The sequence below is a fragment of the Brevibacterium sp. MGP-B1 genome (genome assembly GCF_057766545.1).
The window spans coordinates 2,036,483-2,052,236 of the sequence record NZ_CM173407.1 but is presented as its reverse complement, the minus strand read 5'-3'; the positions used below and the strand labels follow the sequence as shown (position 1 = coordinate 2,052,236).

The window sequence follows — 15,754 nt, the reverse complement described above, 5'->3', positions numbered from 1 at the left end:
AGGTGAATCACGATTCGTCCCTGGTCAACAGGCTCACCGACCGTCTCATCGCTGGAGAGCTGCGCCCCGGTGAGCGGCTGTCCGAAACTGCGCTGGCGAAGGAATTCGATGTTTCGCGCAATACTCTGCGTGAGGCGTTCCGGGTCCTCGGGGAGCAGGGCCTGGTCACACATATCCCGCACCGAGGCGTCTCCGTGGCGTCACCGAGCACCGCCGATGTCGTCGACATCTACCGGGTGCGCCATCATGTCGAGTGCTCGGTGCTCGAGCACGCTCCGCGCAATCACCCGAACGCCGTGAGGATGGAGGCGGCCGTCGAAGCCGCGGAGAAGTTCGCTGCCGAAGAGAACTGGCTGGAGGTCGGCACGGCGAACATGGAGTTCCACAATGCCGTCGTCTCGCTCTCGGACAGCAGGCGGCTGATGCAGTCGTTCTCCAATGTGCTCGCCGAGCTGCGGCTGGCTTTCCTCAAGGTCGAGGTCCTCGACTTCCTCCATGCGCCGTTCATCGGCCGCAACAAGGAAGTCGTCGAGGTCTATCGCACGGAGGGGCCGGTGGCTGCGGCGAAGATCCTCGGCGCCTACCTCGGTGATTCCGAGCGTCAGGTGCTCGGCGCCTACGCCCGCGCCGGACAGGATTGAGCCGTACTCGGGCCGGCCCGGGCCGAGAGCCGCTCGTCCTGCCTCTGACCGGTGCCGAATCTGCTGGCAGCCCACTCTGAGTCAGAAAGCACTGTTTCAAACGTGGGCTTTTCGACTCAAACGGTGTCGCCGCCATCCTAGGGCCGGACTTTGCGGCCCGCGAGTGGTCCCCGGTACAGCCTGCGAGTGGTTCCCGACCAAGACGCCGCCTGCGAGCGGTCCCCAACCAGGACGCCGCCTGCGAGCGGTTCCCAGTGCCGCCTGCGAGCAGTCCCCAACTGAGACGCCGCCGCAACAGGTCCAAACCGGTGATTCGGTACACCTTGTTCTGGATTGCACAGGGAGGAACCTGATGACTTGAGAACAAGGTGAGCCGAAACAGCGGGCCGGCAGGGGTGAATGCGAAAGAACCGCCTCCGACCGAAGTCGGAAGCGGTTCTCTCTGTGCTGTGCACCCCCCGGGACTTGAACCCGGAACCCACTGATTAAGAGTCAGTTGCTCTGCCAATTGAGCTAGAGGTGCTTGCCGCACATGCTGTGCAACGAGAATTAATATTACTCAGGTGTCGACCGATCATGCAAACCGAGATCGGCCCATATTCAGTTTTGTGATGAAGGTCGCAAGCCCCTGGTCAGAGTCCCCATGCCGGCGATTCCGGCGACCCGGAACCCACTGTATAAGAGTCAGGCCACCGCACCGTTTTCGTCCCCGATGCCCGGCGGAACCTCAGAGATACATTCCGGAACTCGACTGTTCGGCCGGTTCGGAGATCGCGTGGACGTCGCGCTCGCGCAGCAGCACATACGCACGTCCCTCGAGCTCCACCTCGGCGAGTTCCTCGGGATCGTAGAGGACGGTATCGCCGAGGTTGGCCTGCCTCACATGCGGGCCCGCCGCTACGACCTTGCCCCACACGAGGCGTCTGCCCATGCTGGCGGTGGCGGGAATGACGATGCCCGCCGAGGATTTGCGTTCCCCGGCTTCCGCGCTGGGTTCGAGCAGGATCCGGTCATGGAGCATCCGGATCGGTAGTGCGGCATCAGCCACGCTTGCGACCGGAGAGTCCGACGATGAGGGCGGCCACACCGAGGACGGCACCGGCACCGAGTGCGATGATCTCGGGCTTGGGAGAGCCGTCTTCCTCGACGACCTCGGACTTCGCCTTGTTGACTGCCCGCGTCGCCAGCACCTTCGGGTGGATGCGGCCGACGAGCTCGTCGATGTTCTCGGCGATGCGCTCCTCGCGCAGTCGGATCGACTCCGCAAGCTGTGCGGTTGTCGCCTGGTCGACGGTCACATCTGAGGTGTAGACGTTGTCAGTCATCGGGTCGAGTCCTCCCGGTCGAGAATGCATTGCTGCGTCTGTGACCTTGTGCCACAGTGCTTCGCTGTCCAGCTTAGCGGCTGGGCACTGCGAGTGTCAGATATCGGCCGCGGTTCGACGGAATCTTACGATCTCGACGTTCGCGTCCGCGGGCATGTTCGGGTAGTGACTGCGGACATTGGTGATATACCGATCCAATCCGCACGGGCGGGTGAGGCCGAGATCCTCGGGCGCTAGTTCGTCGATTCGCTTCACCATCACCGAGGCGACTTCCACGGGAAGCGTGCCATGCGCGGTGTTCTCGAAGTACGCCAGAGCCGGACCCGTGCGGTGGCCTTCGTTCCACCGCACCGTCAGCGTCTTCGTCTCATCCGCGATTGCGTCGAAGTAGCGAGCGTGGAACCTCAGCAGCCGTTTGGGAGCAGAATCCGGATGCCGATAGGAGTGGGGGAGCAGGGCGGGGATCGGGGCGATCGACGTCCGGCCCGTGGTTGCATCCGGTACGACGACGAGCGCATCAGGATGGAGGTCGAGGATGACCTGACGGCAGCGTCCGCACGGGGCCAGCACACCCCGGTTCCGGTCGCCGACCGCAGCGATCGTGACCAAGGGTCCGGCGTTCGCGGCCGCGGCGGCACCGATCACGGCGAGTTCCGCGCAGGGTCCGCCAGTGAAGTGAAAGACGTTGACGCCGGTGTGGATGCGACCGGAGGTGTCCATCGCGGCAGCGGCAACGGTGTGGTTGTCATCGCTGCCGAGTCCGCTGACGAGCTGCTCGGCGGCGTCGATGACACGCAGTTCGGAGTCGAAGAGGTCCACGCGGCCTCACTCCTGTTTTCCGCGGCGTCCCATGAGATAGATGATGAACCCGACCGCGGCCATACCGGAGGCGGCGAGGACGAAGATGGGCCAGGAGCTGACGATCGTGGAGATGATGGATTCGCCGAACGAGGTCGCCGGATTCTGATTGGCCCGCGGGGACGGCTGATCGCCACCCGTGATGAGGTCCGTATCGTCTTTGGGCGCAGGCTCGTCGGGGTTGCGAGGCACCGGGTCCGAGTAGTCGGGGGTTTCGGTATCCTCGTCATCTCCGGGCAGCCATTCATCACCAGCATTGCCGGGAATGGTCTCGCGTTCGTCATCGGGGGAGCCGTTGCCGTTCGACGGGTCCGGGGTGGTGCCGTCGGCGTCAGAGGCGCCGATCGGCGAACCGGAACCATCCTTGTCCGAATCCTTCTCGTCATCCTCGCCGGAATCCGAGTCGGAGCCTGAGCTGTCGGAATCGCTGCCGCGTGAGCCGTCCGAACCTGAGCCGGTGTCGGCGTCAGATTCTCGGCCGTCGGAGTCCTTGTCACCCGAGGTGTTCGCACGATCCTTCGATCCCGAATCCGACGAGGTGGAGCCATCGGTCGAAGTGGTGCTGTCGTCAGAGGCTTCGCTGGCCGAGGAAGAGCCGTCCTTGCCGGCCTCGCGGTCGCTTCCGGAGCCGTCATCGGTGGTGGCGCCGTCCTTGCTGGCGGTCTTGCCGCCGTCCGGGTCACTGTCGGCGGTGGCGCCGTCAGACGAGTCCGACCCATCTGCTGATGCGGAGGGATCGCTGTCTGCCGTCCCGTCCTGTTCGGTGTCGGTTTCTGAATCGTTAGAAGTGGATCCGTCCGAGCCGCTGGAAGCTTCGGCGTCATCTCCCGCGTCGTCATCGGGGTAAGGCTGCCCATCGGCCACGGCGATCTGGCCATCGTCGTTGAGCGCGAACGTCCAGGCAGGGTCGGGCCCTTCAAGGGCATCAAAGTTCTCGAACTTGACTGGACCGGAACCGTCGGCGTCGACGATCACCCCGTCTTCGTTGAACTCAACAGTATCCGGGATAGAGGCCTGTTCGGTCGCTTCGGCAACGGACTGACCGCTGTCATCGGTGCCCGAACCGTTCTCGACCGAACCAGTGTCGTGGTCGGCGGACGCCTGTGCCGGAATGCGCTTCATTGCCTGTTTCGGGGCTTTGAACGGCTTTCCGACCCAGCTCTCCGGCAGTGTCCCGGAACCTTTTTTCTGATCGTTCGGCGGAACAGCCAGTTGCTTGCCGATCCTCTGCCACTTGGCGGTGAGTTCACCCTCGATCGCGCACGGTTCGTCCGAGGTCCACTCCTGATCCTTGCAGGCCTTGTCACCGTCCTCATCGGGATCCGGATCGGTGTCGCCCTCTTTTCCGGCTTCGACTTCGGTTACGCCGTTATCGGCGCTGCTCGAATCCGCGTCGGCACCGCCGGCACCGTCTGTGCCGTCTGCTGTCGAATCTGCGTCATCGCCGGAAGTGGAGTCGGCCCCGGCGGAAGCGCTGGCCTCCGCGTTCGAATCGGCTTCGGCTGTGGGGGTGGGGCTCGGCTGCGCGAATGCAGGTGTAAACGTCGCCGAGATAGGTAGTGCTGCCAGGGCAAGCGCGGCGCCGATTGCGGCGGCTCTGCGGCTGAACCTGTGTGAGACTGGCACTACGTTCCTTCGCGGTGGGGATTCCGACTTCATTGGGTCAAGGGGACATGACGTTCAGACACATCGGGCACTATCTTAATGTCTCGGCCAGATGTGTTAAAGCCATAGGCGTGTTTCGCCGTGGCGCGGAATCAGCGATCCTGCGTCTCTGACTTCTTCGGATATGCCCGCACTGTCGAGTCGTCGCCCAGCACCAGGGCCTCGTTGCCCTTGTCGACGACCGCCAGCAGATCGGTATCGGTCTTGAACGCATGTTTGCCGGCAAGCAGGCACGACGTGTTCGTGTCCATCGTGCAGGGCACGATGGATCCGCGCGGCTCGGAGAGATGGATGTCACGGCTGGAGACGTCCATCAGCAGCAGACCCGACTCCAAATCGAAGAGATACGGACCGATATAGGCGCGTTCTCCCGCCTGCCCGCGCACCCAGGACTTCTCGCCGACGATGTCGGTCGTCGTCGTCACGGTCGAGAGGATCGACCCGTCGTCGAGGGAATGGACGACGAGCTGGATCCTGTGACCGGAGTTCGTCGAAGCGCCCTGTTCGCCCCACAGCGTGATCGCCTTGCCGTGGCCGGCGGAGATCCAGTCGATGATCTTCAGTTCGTCGCCGGGACTTTCGAGCTTGATGCTGCGTTCGTCGCCGGACTTGATGTTCTTCGCTTTGACCGGCCCGTTCCAGTCCGAGCTGAAGATCTCATCGTCATCGATGGCCATCGGCGTCGAACCGGCCTGCGGGGTGGGCACGTCTTCCAGGCCTTCGGCGCCGAAGGTCGAGAGCTTGTTGCCCGACTTGATGAGCACGCTCTTACCGGCAGAGGTGATGCGTGCCTTCTCCGGCAGCTGGTAGGTCTTCGGCTTCGATTCCCCGTCGAAGAGCGCCTCGGCGGTGTTGCCCGACTGCCACAGCAGGGCGGGCCGCCCGTCGATGACGGTATCGACGGCAAAGGTCGGGGACTGATCGATCTTGGCTTTGTACCGGGACTTGCCGGTGTCGGCGTCGAGGACTTCGAGGCGGTTGTCGTTGACGAGCAGGACACCACGATCGGATGCCGTCACCGAGGCGCGCTTGGGCACCTCGGCTTCCCATGTGGGGGAATTGTCGTAGCTGGGAACAATGTCCTGGGTCTTGTCGACGGAGAGTTCGGAAGCGGGGTTGACCTGCTGCTCCGAACCGATCGTCTGCGGGGTATCGGGGGAGTCGACGGGGACGATGTTGGGAACGACGAAAGCGCCGATCATAAGGATCGCCAGACCGATGAGCACGAGTCCTGGGATGGTGATCTTCTTCAGCCGCTGCGGGCGGTTGCGTGCCGACCGCTTGCGCACCGGTGTCTTCTTCACCGTCGGCGCGGCCGGCGCAGCCGGTCCGGAGAACGGCGTGCCCATCGGGTAGCTGTCGCCGTTCGACCCTGATGAGTCGTCTTGGGCCGCGAAGCCGTTCTGCCCGTTGGCGGACTGGCCGTTCGTGTTCTCGCCGCCCGTGTTCTGGTCGGCGTCGTCCGGTTGTCCGGCCGTCTCAGCCGAACCATGCGCGGACGACGCGGTCGACGAATCGTCCGCGACCTCCTCGGCGCCGGTGTCATATTTGGGAACCGCCCCGACTCGGCCATTCTCATCGATGCCGATCTCGGTCGTCTTCGTACCGTCGTTGATCGTCACGGTCAGGGGAGTCGCGGTCTCCTTGGCATAGTCGCCGAGGTAGGAGATGGCCTGTCCGGTGTCCGAGTAGCGACTCGTCGCCCCGTTTAGGGTGGTGTAGGTGAACCCGTCATCGGAGACGGAGATCAACGCACGAGGCATGTACAGGGTTCCTTGACAGCTATCGAGGACAGGGCCGAGTCAATACTAATGAATGTCGAGGGTCGCTCCTACCAGTTTTCCGAAACCGTTATAGATCGCTACTGAATCGTTGCATGTAATGAGATCTGCGTCTCATCGGGCTCGAGGGGCGGTTCTGGTTTGCCCGGGTCAGGCGGGTGCGGTTAAGATGTATCTTGCTGTCTGCGCCTGAAGGTGCAGCGCATGTGGTGGGTATAGCTCAGCTGGTAGAGCGCCGCGTTGTGGTCGCGGATGTCGCGGGTTCAAGTCCCGTTACTCACCCCGATCGGGAAGCCCCGTGATCTGTGCAGATGGATCACGGGGCTTCTCTCATGTCCGCTGCGTGCCCACGTTTTGCCCACACCCGCCCGACCCCGATCGCCGACAATCGTCGTCGATTTGCCCTCATTCGATCGTCGATAATGGGGCCATGACCATCGACTGCTCCCTGACGGTCGTCGGCAGCATCAACGCCGATATCACCGCCACCACTTCCCGACTTCCCGCCGCCGGCGAGACCGTAGGAGGAGGCAGACTGTCCCGTTCTCCCGGCGGAAAGGGGGCGAACCAGGCCGCCGCTGCTGCCCGCCTCGGTGAGCGGACCCGCATGATCGGTGCGGTCGGCCCAGACTCCGACGGCAGGGCAATGCTCGAGGCCCTCCGGATTGCCGGAGTCCGGACCGATGACATCGCCGAGGCGACCGCCGAGACCGGGACCGCGCTCATCATGGTCGACGCGCACGGTGAGAATCAGATCGCCGTCTGCGAAGGAGCGAATGCCGAGGTCAGCCTCGATGGAATCGAATTCCGGGCCGACGAGGCCGTGCTCACCCAACTCGAGATCTCCCTCGATCTCATCGTCGAGCTCGCCGACCGCGTGCCCGGGTTCCTCGCCGTCAATGCGGCTCCCGCCCTTCAGCTGCCCGCCGAGGTGGTCGACCGTGCCGACCTCATCATCGTCAACGAATACGAGTACTCCCAGCTGCCGCAGCTGCAGACCGCGCAGCTCGTGGCCGTCACCTACGGGGCGGAAGGGTCGGCACTGCTGCAGAGAGGTGAGCAGATCGCCTTCGCCGAGGCGGTCCCCGCGAACCCCGTGAGCACCGTCGGTGCCGGAGACGCCTACTGCGCGGCGCTGACCATCGGCCTGACCAGCGGACTCGAACCGGAACGCGCACTGCGGGCGGCCAACGCCGTCGGTGCGGCGGCTGTGGAAGTCGCCTCGGCGCAACCGGAGTTCGATCCGTTCGAGACGTACCTGCCTACTCTCGATTGACCTGGCAGACTGAACGCAAGCGGACCCATCCGCTGCTGCCGACCGCGTTTCGTCGCGGCCACCCGAGGTTCGCGCCATCGGTGGCCCACGTCCACCCGAGGAGGATCATTGACGAACACCCCCGACCCGTCCCTGTTCACCGGGCTGAGTGCCTTTCCGCTGACCCCGCTGAAGGACGATTCCCTCGACGAGGATGCCTTCGTCGGGCTCATCGAACGTCTCGTCCTTGCCGGAGTCGACTCGATCACGGCCCTCGGATCGACCGGTTCGTACGCTTATCTCGACACCGACGAACGCGCCCGGGTGGCGCAGCTGAGCGTCGAATCTGCCCTGGACATCCCCGTCTTCATCGGAGTCGGGGCACTGCGGACGAGAGACGTTCTGGCCAATGTCGCCTCCGCCGAAGCTGCCGGAGCGCAGGGGCTGCTGCTGGCACCGGTGAGCTATCAGCCGTTGACCGAGGATGAGGTGTTCGCACTCTTCAGCACCGTCACCGAGTCCACCGACCTGCCCGTCGTCGTCTACGACAACCCCGGCACCACGCACTTCACGTTCACCACCGAGCTCTACTCGCGCCTGGCCGGGCTCGACGGTGTGGCCTCGATCAAGATCCCCGGAACACCGGCCTCGCCCGCCGGATGGGACGAGCGCATCGGAGAGATCCGTGCGGCCATCGGCAGTGAGGTGACGATCGGCATCTCCGGCGATGCTCACGGTGCCGAGGGCCTCATCGCCGGCTGTGATGCCTGGTACACGGCAGTCGGCGGCACCATCCCCGAGCCGATGCTCGCGATCACGCGGGCTGCGGAACTCGGCAATGCGCAGCTCGCCCGCGAACTCTCGGCCGAGCTGCAGCCGCTGTGGGATCTGTTCACCGAATTCGGCGGAAGCCTGCGCGTCACCGCCGCCATCGCCGAACATCTCGGGCTCGTGGGTGCAGACAGCCTGCCTCTGCCGGTCCGCGATCTCGATGACGCGGCGAAGCGCAAGGTCGTCGAGGTGGCCGACAACCTCGATCTCGGCTGAGTTTTCCCTGGCGACGTCACCGACCGCTCGCCTCAGCGCCGAGCGCTCACTGTATAACATATAACGTGAGGGGTCGCCGTTAACTGAAGCAGTCGCTGAGTGTGTTCACCATCCGTCCATCTGCGGTTCGGAACCGGTCCATTCCGGGTGCCTATGAATAGGTGTTTGCGGGTTCAGTCGGCCCGCGACGCCCAATCGATCCCGGAGAACCGATGACGATCCCACTGTCCGCGAAGACGCTCACGGCCTCGGCGGCCGCCCTCCTGTTGGCCACCGGTTTCACCGTCGGCGGCACGGCGCCGAGCACGAGTCCCGCTCACGCCGCGGAAGTGGACGATCCCATCAGTTCCTCGGCTTCGGACGCACAGATCGAGATGGGCTTCCTCGGATCCCACGAGACCGGACAGTTCGACGAATCCGCCGCCGAGATCACCGCCGTCCACGGCGACACGGTCTTCACCGTCAACGCCCAGGCGGCCACCGTCGACGTCATCGACGCCTCCGGCCCGACCAACCCGCAGAAGGTCTCCGAGATCACCGGCACCGGGGTCGCGAACTCGATCTCCATCCGTGAGGACGGCCTCGGCGTCATCGCCCTCGAGGACGAGGACAAGACGCAACCGGGAACCGTGATGTTCTTCGACGCGAACGACCCCGAGGCGGACATCCTCGGCGAGGTTCCCGTCGGGTCCCTGACCGACATGGTCACCGTCACCCCGGACGGCAGCCATGCCCTGGTCGCGAACGAGGGCGAACCGGCCGATGATTTCTCGACCGATCCCGAAGGGTCGGTGTCCGTCATCGACCTCCCCGCCGAGGTGGCCGCGCCGTCGGACTCGGACGTGCACACTGCGGACTTCCACGAGTTCGAGGATGGCGGAGCGAAGACACTGCCCGAGGATGTGCGGATCTTCGGACCGACACCCGAAGAGGACCTGCCGATCTCGCGCAATCTCGAACCCGAGTACATCACTGTCGCCGGGGACAGGGCCTACGCGACCCTGCAGGAAGCGAACGCGATCGCGGTCGTCGACATCGCCTCGGCGTCGGTCGAGAAGATCCTCCCGTTGGGTCTCAAAGATCATGGCCAGGCCGGCAACGGACTCGACGCGTCGGACCGGGATCCCGAGGATGCTCCGACCGTGAACATCACGGAATACGAGGGGCTCAAGGGCGCCTATATGCCGGATACGATTTCGACGTTCACCTCCGGCGGCACCGACTACCTGGTCACCGCGAACGAGGGCGACTCCCGCGAATGGGGCGACTTCGTCGATGCGGCGCGAGTCAAGGACCTCGGCGAGGACGATCTGGCTCCAGTGTGCGAGACCTCGCCGCTGGCTGACAGACTCGGCGACGCGGACCTCGGACGGCTGAACATCATCACCGACATGGGTCTCAACGACGCCGGCGACTGCTACGAGGAGCTCGTGGCTTTCGGCGCCCGCTCATTCTCCGTGTGGACCACCGACGGGAAGCTCGTCGCCGATTCCGGGGACGAGTTCGAGAAGCTGACCGCCGAGGCGGTGCCCGAGTTCTTCAACTCCAACCATTCCGAGTCGAACCTCGAAGGACGCAGCGACGACAAGGGCCCAGAGCCCGAGGCGCTGACCATCGGCGAGGTGGGGGAGACGACCTACGCGTTCGTCGGCTTCGAACGCATCGGCGGAATCGCGGCCTTCGACCTCAGCGACCCGAGCGCCCCGAAGTTCGCGACCTACTTCAACAATCGGGCCTTCTCGGTCTCCGTCGAGGACGAGATCGAAGATGCCTCGGATCCTGCTGCGCTGCTCGCGAGCGCCGGAGACCTCGGACCGGAGGGCATTACGTTCCTCGGCTCCGATGAGTCGCCGACGGGTGAGGCTGCGCTCGTCGTCGGCAATGAGGTCTCGGGCACGACGAGCCTCTACTCGGTGGCCGATCTCGCGAACGGTGGAGACGACGGCGACGATGAGAACGCCGGCAGTGACGAGGATGCCGGCAGTGACGAGGACGCCGGAGTCGACGACAACACGGGTGCCGACGACAACGCGAACGAGGATGCTCAGGCTGACGCGGCCGGCAGTGAGTCCGACTCCGAGGCCGGTGCGAACAACAACGCTCGGGCCGATGCGGGCAGCGAAGCGGACTCGCGCGCTGACGGTGCGGTTGCTGACGGGGCGGAGTCGGATAGCGAAGCTGGCTCGAGTGCAGACGGTTCCGAATCTTCCAACGACGCCGACGGTGACGGTGACCCGCTGCCGCGCACCGGTGCCGACCTCGGTCAATACCTCATCCTCGGCGGCATCGCTGTCGGTCTCATCGCCATCGGCACTGCGGCCTTCTTCCTCGCCCGCCGCCGCAGCTGACACCCAGCCGCACGCGACCGCCGACCGCTCACCCTATGGCGTGAGCGGTCGCTGTGACCAGGCAGGGAAATCAGTCGATCTGGCCGATGGGCTCGCGCTTCTCGGCCTGGAACTGGTCCTCGGCACGGCCGCGGGCCCAATACGCCGAGATCGACAGCGACTCCCGCGGCACTTCGCGGTCCTTGAGGATCTTGCGGATCGCCTTGATCGTCTCGCGCTCGCCGTGGGCGAAGACCTGCGGAGTGCCCGCACGCCACTCGAGCCCCTCAACTGCGGCAATGAGCTCGTCGTCCGAGTCCACCCATCTCACCTCGACGCCTTCCGGCGCCTCGGGCAGAACGCGATCGGCGTCGTCGGCGACATAGGCCAGGACGACCCCGGTGGCTCCGGTGGGCATGGCCTCGATGGCCGAACTCACCGCGGGGATCGCGGAATGGTCGGCGATGAGCAGGTGCCAGTCGGACTCGGCGGCAGGGGCGTACTTGCCGCCCGCGCCGGAGAGGACCAGCGTGTCTCCCGGCTTCGCGCTCTTCGCCCACGGTCCGGCGATTCCGTCATCGTCGTGGATGACGAAGTCGATGCTCAGCCACTTCTCGTCCAGGTTGATCTCGCGCACCGTGTAGGTACGTCGACTCGGCAGCTTCTCGGGGGATTGCTCGCGCAGCTCCATCAGATCGTAGGGTGGGACGAGCCCGTGTGCCGGATCGGCGAAGAGGAGCTTGACGTACTTGTCGGTCGCGTCGTTCGAATCGATGTTGTCGAAGGTGTCCCCGCCGAGGCGGATCCGCACCAGGTGCGGGCTGACTTCGGTCGTCTCGAGCACGGTGAGAACAGCCTGCTGGCGGGCGGGTCGTGTGGTGCGTTCGGGGGTGTTGGGTGCGGTCGTCACAGGCGGCCTTTCTCAAACGGGGCGCCCCTGGAAGCTCACGGTCGGCCTTGAAGTGTGGAGCCGCCTCGGCGCAGGGGTTCAGTAAGGCTCACCTTATCAAATCTCTGTCGACCACCCACCGGCCCCAAGCCCAGAGGGCGGGCCCACCGGCCCCCGTCAGTTGGAGCGGTCGGCCATCTCCCGACGACGATCGTCGCGGATGCGTTTGAGTCCTTTGACCGATTTGAGCGAATCGAGGATCTGCACGCCCGGAAGCGCGGAGTTCGGCCCCTTGCACTGCATCATGTCGTCGGGGTCGAGCAGGACCACGCGGATCCCATCGTCCTTCATTCGTGACAGCGCCTCGGTGAGCATACTCCGGGCGACGGAGTTGATCTCGTTGACGCGGCGCAGGTCGAGGACGAAGGTGTTCGTGGTGGAACCGGGTTCGTCCATCGTGCGCAGGACGTTCTCCGAACCGCTCCACTGGATGAGTCCCTGCAGGCTGCAGATGCGGACCATCTTGCCCTCCGAGTCGACGAAGCGACGGTCACGGCGGATGATCGAGCGGGCCGGTTCCGGAGCATCCATGATGTGCAGGCTCAGCCGATCTGAGAGGTCCTGGAAGATCTTCGCTCCGCGGACGCTCGTGCCGTGCCTGTCCAGCCGCGGAGAGAACGTGGCGATGCCGACCTGACCGGGCATGACACCGAAGACACCGCCGGAGACTCCGCTCTTGGCGGGGATCCCGATCTCTGTCATCCAGTCGCCGGCCGCGTCGTACATGCCGCAGGTCATCATGACTGCGAGCACCTGCCGATTGACCCTGGGGGAGAGCACCTGTTCGCCGGTCAGCGGGTTGATGCCGCCGCCGGCCAGCGTCGAGGCCATGATGGCGAGGTCTTTGACGGTGACGGTGATCGCGCACTGTTCGATATAGCCGCGGACCACCTCGTCGGGGTCGTCATAGAAGATGTCGTAGGACCGGAGCATGTTCGCGATGGCGACGTTGCGGTAGGCCTCCCGCCATTCGCCGTCGGCCACCGATTCGTCGATCGACAGCTCTCGGCCGGCGAAGCGGGAGAGCCCGGCGCGCACGATCTCCGTGCGTTCGGCCAAGCTTGCACCCGGATCGCCGAGGATGGAGTGAATGGTCATGGCCCCGGCGTTGATCATCGGGTTGAGCGGCCGTCCCGACTTCTTGTCCAGGGAGAGTTCGTTGAACTTCTCACCGCTGGGTTCGACGCCGACCATCTCGAGGACCCCGGCCAGGCCTTCCTGTTCGAGGGCGAGGCCGTAGATGAAGGGCTTCGACATCGACTGGATCGAGAACTCGAAGTCGGCATCGCCGGAGGTATATTCGACCCCGTCGAGGGTGGAGATGCAGATCGCGAGCTTCTCCGGATCCGCTGAGGCGAGGTCCGGGATGTAGTCCGCATTCTCGCCGGACCGATCCGGTCGGAATCGGTCGAGCGTCTCATCGAGGAAATCCGGGATAGGCGATCGCATGGCACCTCCTGCTGCAGTCGTGGTCGGTGGGCACAGCGTAGCTTGACGCAGACTGCCATTCTCACACACTCTCCCGCCGGCTGCCGTTCGTCGGCAGCAGAGCCACCGGGTCGGCCGAACGGGGCCGGTGCGGCGGTACTTCGATGACGCACTCAGCGGCACAGCCCCAGCGCCGCACCCAGCGATTGTTCCAGGTCTGGCACCGGAAGTGCAGCTCCTGTGACGGGACCCGGCCATAGTGTGAAGTCATGACCCGCCCCAAGCTGCTCCTCCTCATCGGCATCGCGTTCACTGTCGCCGTCATCGGCGTGATCATGACCGCGCTGGTGCTGCGGTACTCGGCTCCCCACCCTGAGACCAACAGTCTGCCCGAGCATGCGCTGACCCCGCAGGAGACCATCACCGAGGTGGACCCGAACAGAGACGGGACCGTGCAGATCCGCCAAAGGCTGATCTTCGAGAGCCCGCCTGAAGGCGGAAAACCGGTCGGTCTGTGGATCAGTGATGTCGGCGTGGGCAGAGATCCACGGACCGGCAACAGGCTGGCGATGATGCCGAAGCTGTCGTCGTTGAGCGCGGTCGAGCTGAGCACAGCCGACGGCTCGACTCAGGACTCACCGAAGTCCCTCGGAGAGCTGCACATCGACGTCGAAGAGACGAAGCAGGAGGGCTTCGACCACCCGCGGGTTCTCTTCGAGTTCACCCCGCAGGATTCCGACGGAAAGGCCGTGCCGTGGAGCGAAGGCCGTCATGTCGTCGAGCTCGAATACGTCCTCGACGATGTGTTCATCACCGTGGCCGGCGAGGAATTCTTCGCCGTGCCCGTCCCCGTGATCGGGAATGGTCAGCGCACACAGACGACGCACACTTTGGACATCGACACCGACGGGCCGGTGTACTGTCCGGCCGACAACGTCGACTTCGATCTTGGTGACGGGTGTGACGCTGAGGCATTCTCGCGAGTCGATGACAGCGATGCGATCAACAGCGGCGACGCGGCCGAAGACGGAACCCATATGCTCTGGCGGGAGTCCCTGACGGACAGTCATGAAATCATCGCCTTCACTCCTCCCACGGGAATGACAGTATCCCCGATCCCTGCAGAGGAGAGGCAGTGATGAGCGAGACGAAGAGAGGATTCGGAACCCGGGGAGCGTTCTCCATTATGGCGGCGATCGCCGTGACTGCGGTGATCACGACTGTGATCGCAGCGCCCGGCGGAGTGGATGCAGCGCCGAACCCGCTGCGAGACAAGACTGCTGAGCACACGGTCAGCATCGCCGCCGATGGCAGCTACTCGGTGCGGATGGATACGAAACTCGAGCTGGCGCTGGAGACAGCATGGGGATTCGGTGGTGACATCCATGACGGATTCCGCCTGCCCGACTCCGAGTCTCTGCTGCCGCCGTACCTGCGTGCGCGCTATTCGAATCCGCAGGGAACCATCGATTCGGCTCCCGCCGAGGCGACTATCGAGGAAGAGCTGCATTCCGTCGATATCGGATTCTCCACAGACAGGCTCACTGCAGGAGCTCATCGAGGGGTCCTCAACTACGAGGTGGCGGGGGCAGCGGTGCCTGCAGCAGACATGAACGGCGATCAGGACAATGGCGTCGTCGTGTATGTCCGTCCCTTGGACCGAGGAGACCTCGTCATCGAGTCCGCGGCACCGATCTCTGCCGTCGACTGTGAGGTCTTCTCTCCCCGTGGCGAGTCATGCGGAGAGAAGACGGGGGACTCGTGGACTGTACCGGCCGAGGATCTCCTGCACGATCGTGCTGTCATCGACGCAGTGCGGATCACGATCGACGCCGATCCGAAGGGTGTGCCGGCCCCGGACATCGATTCCTGAGCCAGGATTGTCTGCACAGTCGCATATCTGACCCTGCTGGCCGCACCGTCAGCCGCACCGCTGCGTCCGCTTAAGACCGCCGAACAGAGATCGAGCCCCTGCCGCAGTCGGCAGGGGCTCGATCAGGTGACGCAGATGATCAGCGGTTTCCGGCAGGTCCGTTGCCGCCGTCGAGACCGTTGTCGCCACGATCATCTCCGCGGACATCGTTCCCACGAACGTCGTCGCCGCGGTTCGCACCGCCGGGCTGATCGTCGCTGCGATTCGCTCCACCGGTCTGATCACGGTCATTGCCGATGGCATTGTCGGCGGCGTCCCGGGCCTTCTTGATCTTGTCCGAGTGCTTGCCTCCGGTCAGGGAGTCAGCGACACCGGCGGCCTTGTCGAGGACCGAGTCGGTGACCTTCTCAGCTTTGTCAGAATTGAGCTTGTCCTTGATCTTGGGATCGTTGGCGAGGTTCTTGGCCTTGTCGAGGAATTTGTCGAATGCCATGGCACGGTCCTTCTCAGTTGGTCGAATACACTGTCGATGCTGATCGTGGGGATGAACACGGACGATTCGAAGCCTAGTGCGGCTGTCTGTGACGGAACTGGCAATCGCCCGG

The 15,754-nt window shown here is 64.5% G+C and carries 14 protein-coding genes and 2 tRNA genes; 7 read left to right on the top strand and 9 right to left on the bottom strand.

Annotated elements, in window-relative coordinates:
* The first annotated feature begins 2 nt into the window (after positions 1-2).
* A complete protein-coding gene (locus AC3CD9_RS09355; protein WP_488367365.1) occupies positions 3-641 on the top strand; it encodes a GntR family transcriptional regulator in 639 nt (212 codons plus the stop codon).
* Between the two features lie 450 nt (positions 642-1,091).
* Here the strand turns inward: AC3CD9_RS09355 and AC3CD9_RS09350 are convergent.
* From AC3CD9_RS09350 to AC3CD9_RS09325, 6 genes are all read right to left on the bottom strand, one after another.
* Positions 1,092-1,164: transfer RNA gene (locus AC3CD9_RS09350), tRNA-Lys, on the bottom strand.
* 204 nt (positions 1,165-1,368) lie between these two features.
* Entirely contained in the window at positions 1,369-1,689 is a 321-nt protein-coding gene (locus AC3CD9_RS09345; RefSeq protein WP_039209700.1) for a GroES family chaperonin, read from the bottom strand.
* Complete coding sequence (locus tag AC3CD9_RS09340; protein ID WP_062862037.1) at positions 1,682-1,966, bottom strand: DUF3618 domain-containing protein; 285 nt, start codon at positions 1,964-1,966, stop codon at positions 1,682-1,684. The genes AC3CD9_RS09345 and AC3CD9_RS09340 overlap by 8 nt, the downstream gene beginning before the upstream one ends.
* Positions 1,967-2,062: 96 nt before the next feature.
* The gene (locus tag AC3CD9_RS09335; RefSeq protein ID WP_488367364.1) at positions 2,063-2,785 is read right to left on the bottom strand and encodes a hypothetical protein; all 723 of its coding nucleotides are present in this window, start codon (positions 2,783-2,785) and stop codon (positions 2,063-2,065) included.
* Positions 2,786-2,791: 6 nt separating this feature from the next.
* Positions 2,792-4,450, bottom strand: a complete 1,659-nt coding sequence (locus AC3CD9_RS09330; RefSeq protein ID WP_488367363.1) for a hypothetical protein — start codon at positions 4,448-4,450, stop codon at positions 2,792-2,794.
* 131 nt (positions 4,451-4,581) lie between these two features.
* A complete protein-coding gene (locus AC3CD9_RS09325) occupies positions 4,582-6,252 on the bottom strand; it encodes a hypothetical protein (protein WP_488367361.1) in 1,671 nt (556 codons plus the stop codon).
* 227 nt (positions 6,253-6,479) lie between these two features.
* On the opposite strand from AC3CD9_RS09325, the gene AC3CD9_RS09320 reads away from it, so the two are divergent.
* From AC3CD9_RS09320 to AC3CD9_RS09305, 4 genes are all read left to right on the top strand, one after another.
* Positions 6,480-6,552 (top strand) — tRNA-His (locus AC3CD9_RS09320).
* A gap of 148 nt (positions 6,553-6,700) precedes the next feature.
* A complete protein-coding gene (locus tag AC3CD9_RS09315) occupies positions 6,701-7,546 on the top strand; it encodes a PfkB family carbohydrate kinase (RefSeq protein WP_488367360.1) in 846 nt (281 codons plus the stop codon).
* A 108-nt stretch (positions 7,547-7,654) separates the two neighbouring features.
* The gene (locus tag AC3CD9_RS09310) at positions 7,655-8,572 is read left to right on the top strand and encodes a dihydrodipicolinate synthase family protein (RefSeq protein ID WP_488367359.1); all 918 of its coding nucleotides are present in this window, start codon (positions 7,655-7,657) and stop codon (positions 8,570-8,572) included.
* 212 nt (positions 8,573-8,784) lie between these two features.
* Positions 8,785-10,920 (top strand): choice-of-anchor I family protein, encoded by a 2,136-nt coding sequence (locus AC3CD9_RS09305; RefSeq protein WP_488367358.1) that lies wholly within the window; start codon positions 8,785-8,787, stop codon positions 10,918-10,920.
* A gap of 70 nt (positions 10,921-10,990) precedes the next feature.
* On the opposite strand, the gene AC3CD9_RS09300 is transcribed toward AC3CD9_RS09305, so the two are convergent.
* The gene (locus AC3CD9_RS09300; protein ID WP_488367357.1) at positions 10,991-11,809 is read right to left on the bottom strand and encodes a siderophore-interacting protein; all 819 of its coding nucleotides are present in this window, start codon (positions 11,807-11,809) and stop codon (positions 10,991-10,993) included.
* 156 nt (positions 11,810-11,965) lie between these two features.
* A complete protein-coding gene (locus AC3CD9_RS09295; protein WP_488367355.1) occupies positions 11,966-13,297 on the bottom strand; it encodes a glutaminase in 1,332 nt (443 codons plus the stop codon).
* Positions 13,298-13,545: 248 nt separating this feature from the next.
* Between AC3CD9_RS09295 and AC3CD9_RS09290 the strand changes: the two genes are divergently transcribed.
* Together AC3CD9_RS09290 and AC3CD9_RS09285 are read left to right on the top strand one after the other, a co-directional pair.
* Complete coding sequence (locus AC3CD9_RS09290; protein WP_488367354.1) at positions 13,546-14,415, top strand: hypothetical protein; 870 nt, start codon at positions 13,546-13,548, stop codon at positions 14,413-14,415.
* Positions 14,415-15,149, top strand: a complete 735-nt coding sequence (locus tag AC3CD9_RS09285) for a hypothetical protein (RefSeq protein WP_488367353.1) — start codon at positions 14,415-14,417, stop codon at positions 15,147-15,149. Before AC3CD9_RS09290 ends, AC3CD9_RS09285 begins: the two co-directional genes overlap by 1 nt.
* Before the next feature lie 139 nt (positions 15,150-15,288).
* Here the strand turns inward: AC3CD9_RS09285 and AC3CD9_RS09280 are convergent, their stop codons facing one another.
* A complete protein-coding gene (locus AC3CD9_RS09280) occupies positions 15,289-15,642 on the bottom strand; it encodes an antitoxin (RefSeq protein WP_172171146.1) in 354 nt (117 codons plus the stop codon).
* Positions 15,643-15,754 lie beyond the last annotated feature (112 nt).

Bases quoted from the DNA above. Each gene is read 5' to 3' on its own strand.
- AC3CD9_RS09340 (WP_062862037.1), bottom strand. From the start codon at position 1,966: ATGACTGACAACGTCTACACCTCAGATGTGACCGTCGACCAGGCGACA.
- AC3CD9_RS09325 (WP_488367361.1), bottom strand. From the start codon at position 6,252: ATGCCTCGTGCGTTGATCTCCGTCTCCGATGACGGGTTCACCTACACC.
- AC3CD9_RS09315 (WP_488367360.1), top strand. From the start codon at position 6,701: ATGACCATCGACTGCTCCCTGACGGTCGTCGGCAGCATCAACGCCGAT.
- AC3CD9_RS09305 (WP_488367358.1), top strand. From the start codon at position 8,785: ATGACGATCCCACTGTCCGCGAAGACGCTCACGGCCTCGGCGGCCGCC.
- AC3CD9_RS09295 (WP_488367355.1), bottom strand. From the start codon at position 13,297: ATGCGATCGCCTATCCCGGATTTCCTCGATGAGACGCTCGACCGATTC.
- AC3CD9_RS09290 (WP_488367354.1), top strand. From the start codon at position 13,546: ATGACCCGCCCCAAGCTGCTCCTCCTCATCGGCATCGCGTTCACTGTC.
- AC3CD9_RS09285 (WP_488367353.1), top strand. From the start codon at position 14,415: ATGAGCGAGACGAAGAGAGGATTCGGAACCCGGGGAGCGTTCTCCATT.
- AC3CD9_RS09280 (WP_172171146.1), bottom strand. From the start codon at position 15,642: ATGGCATTCGACAAATTCCTCGACAAGGCCAAGAACCTCGCCAACGAT.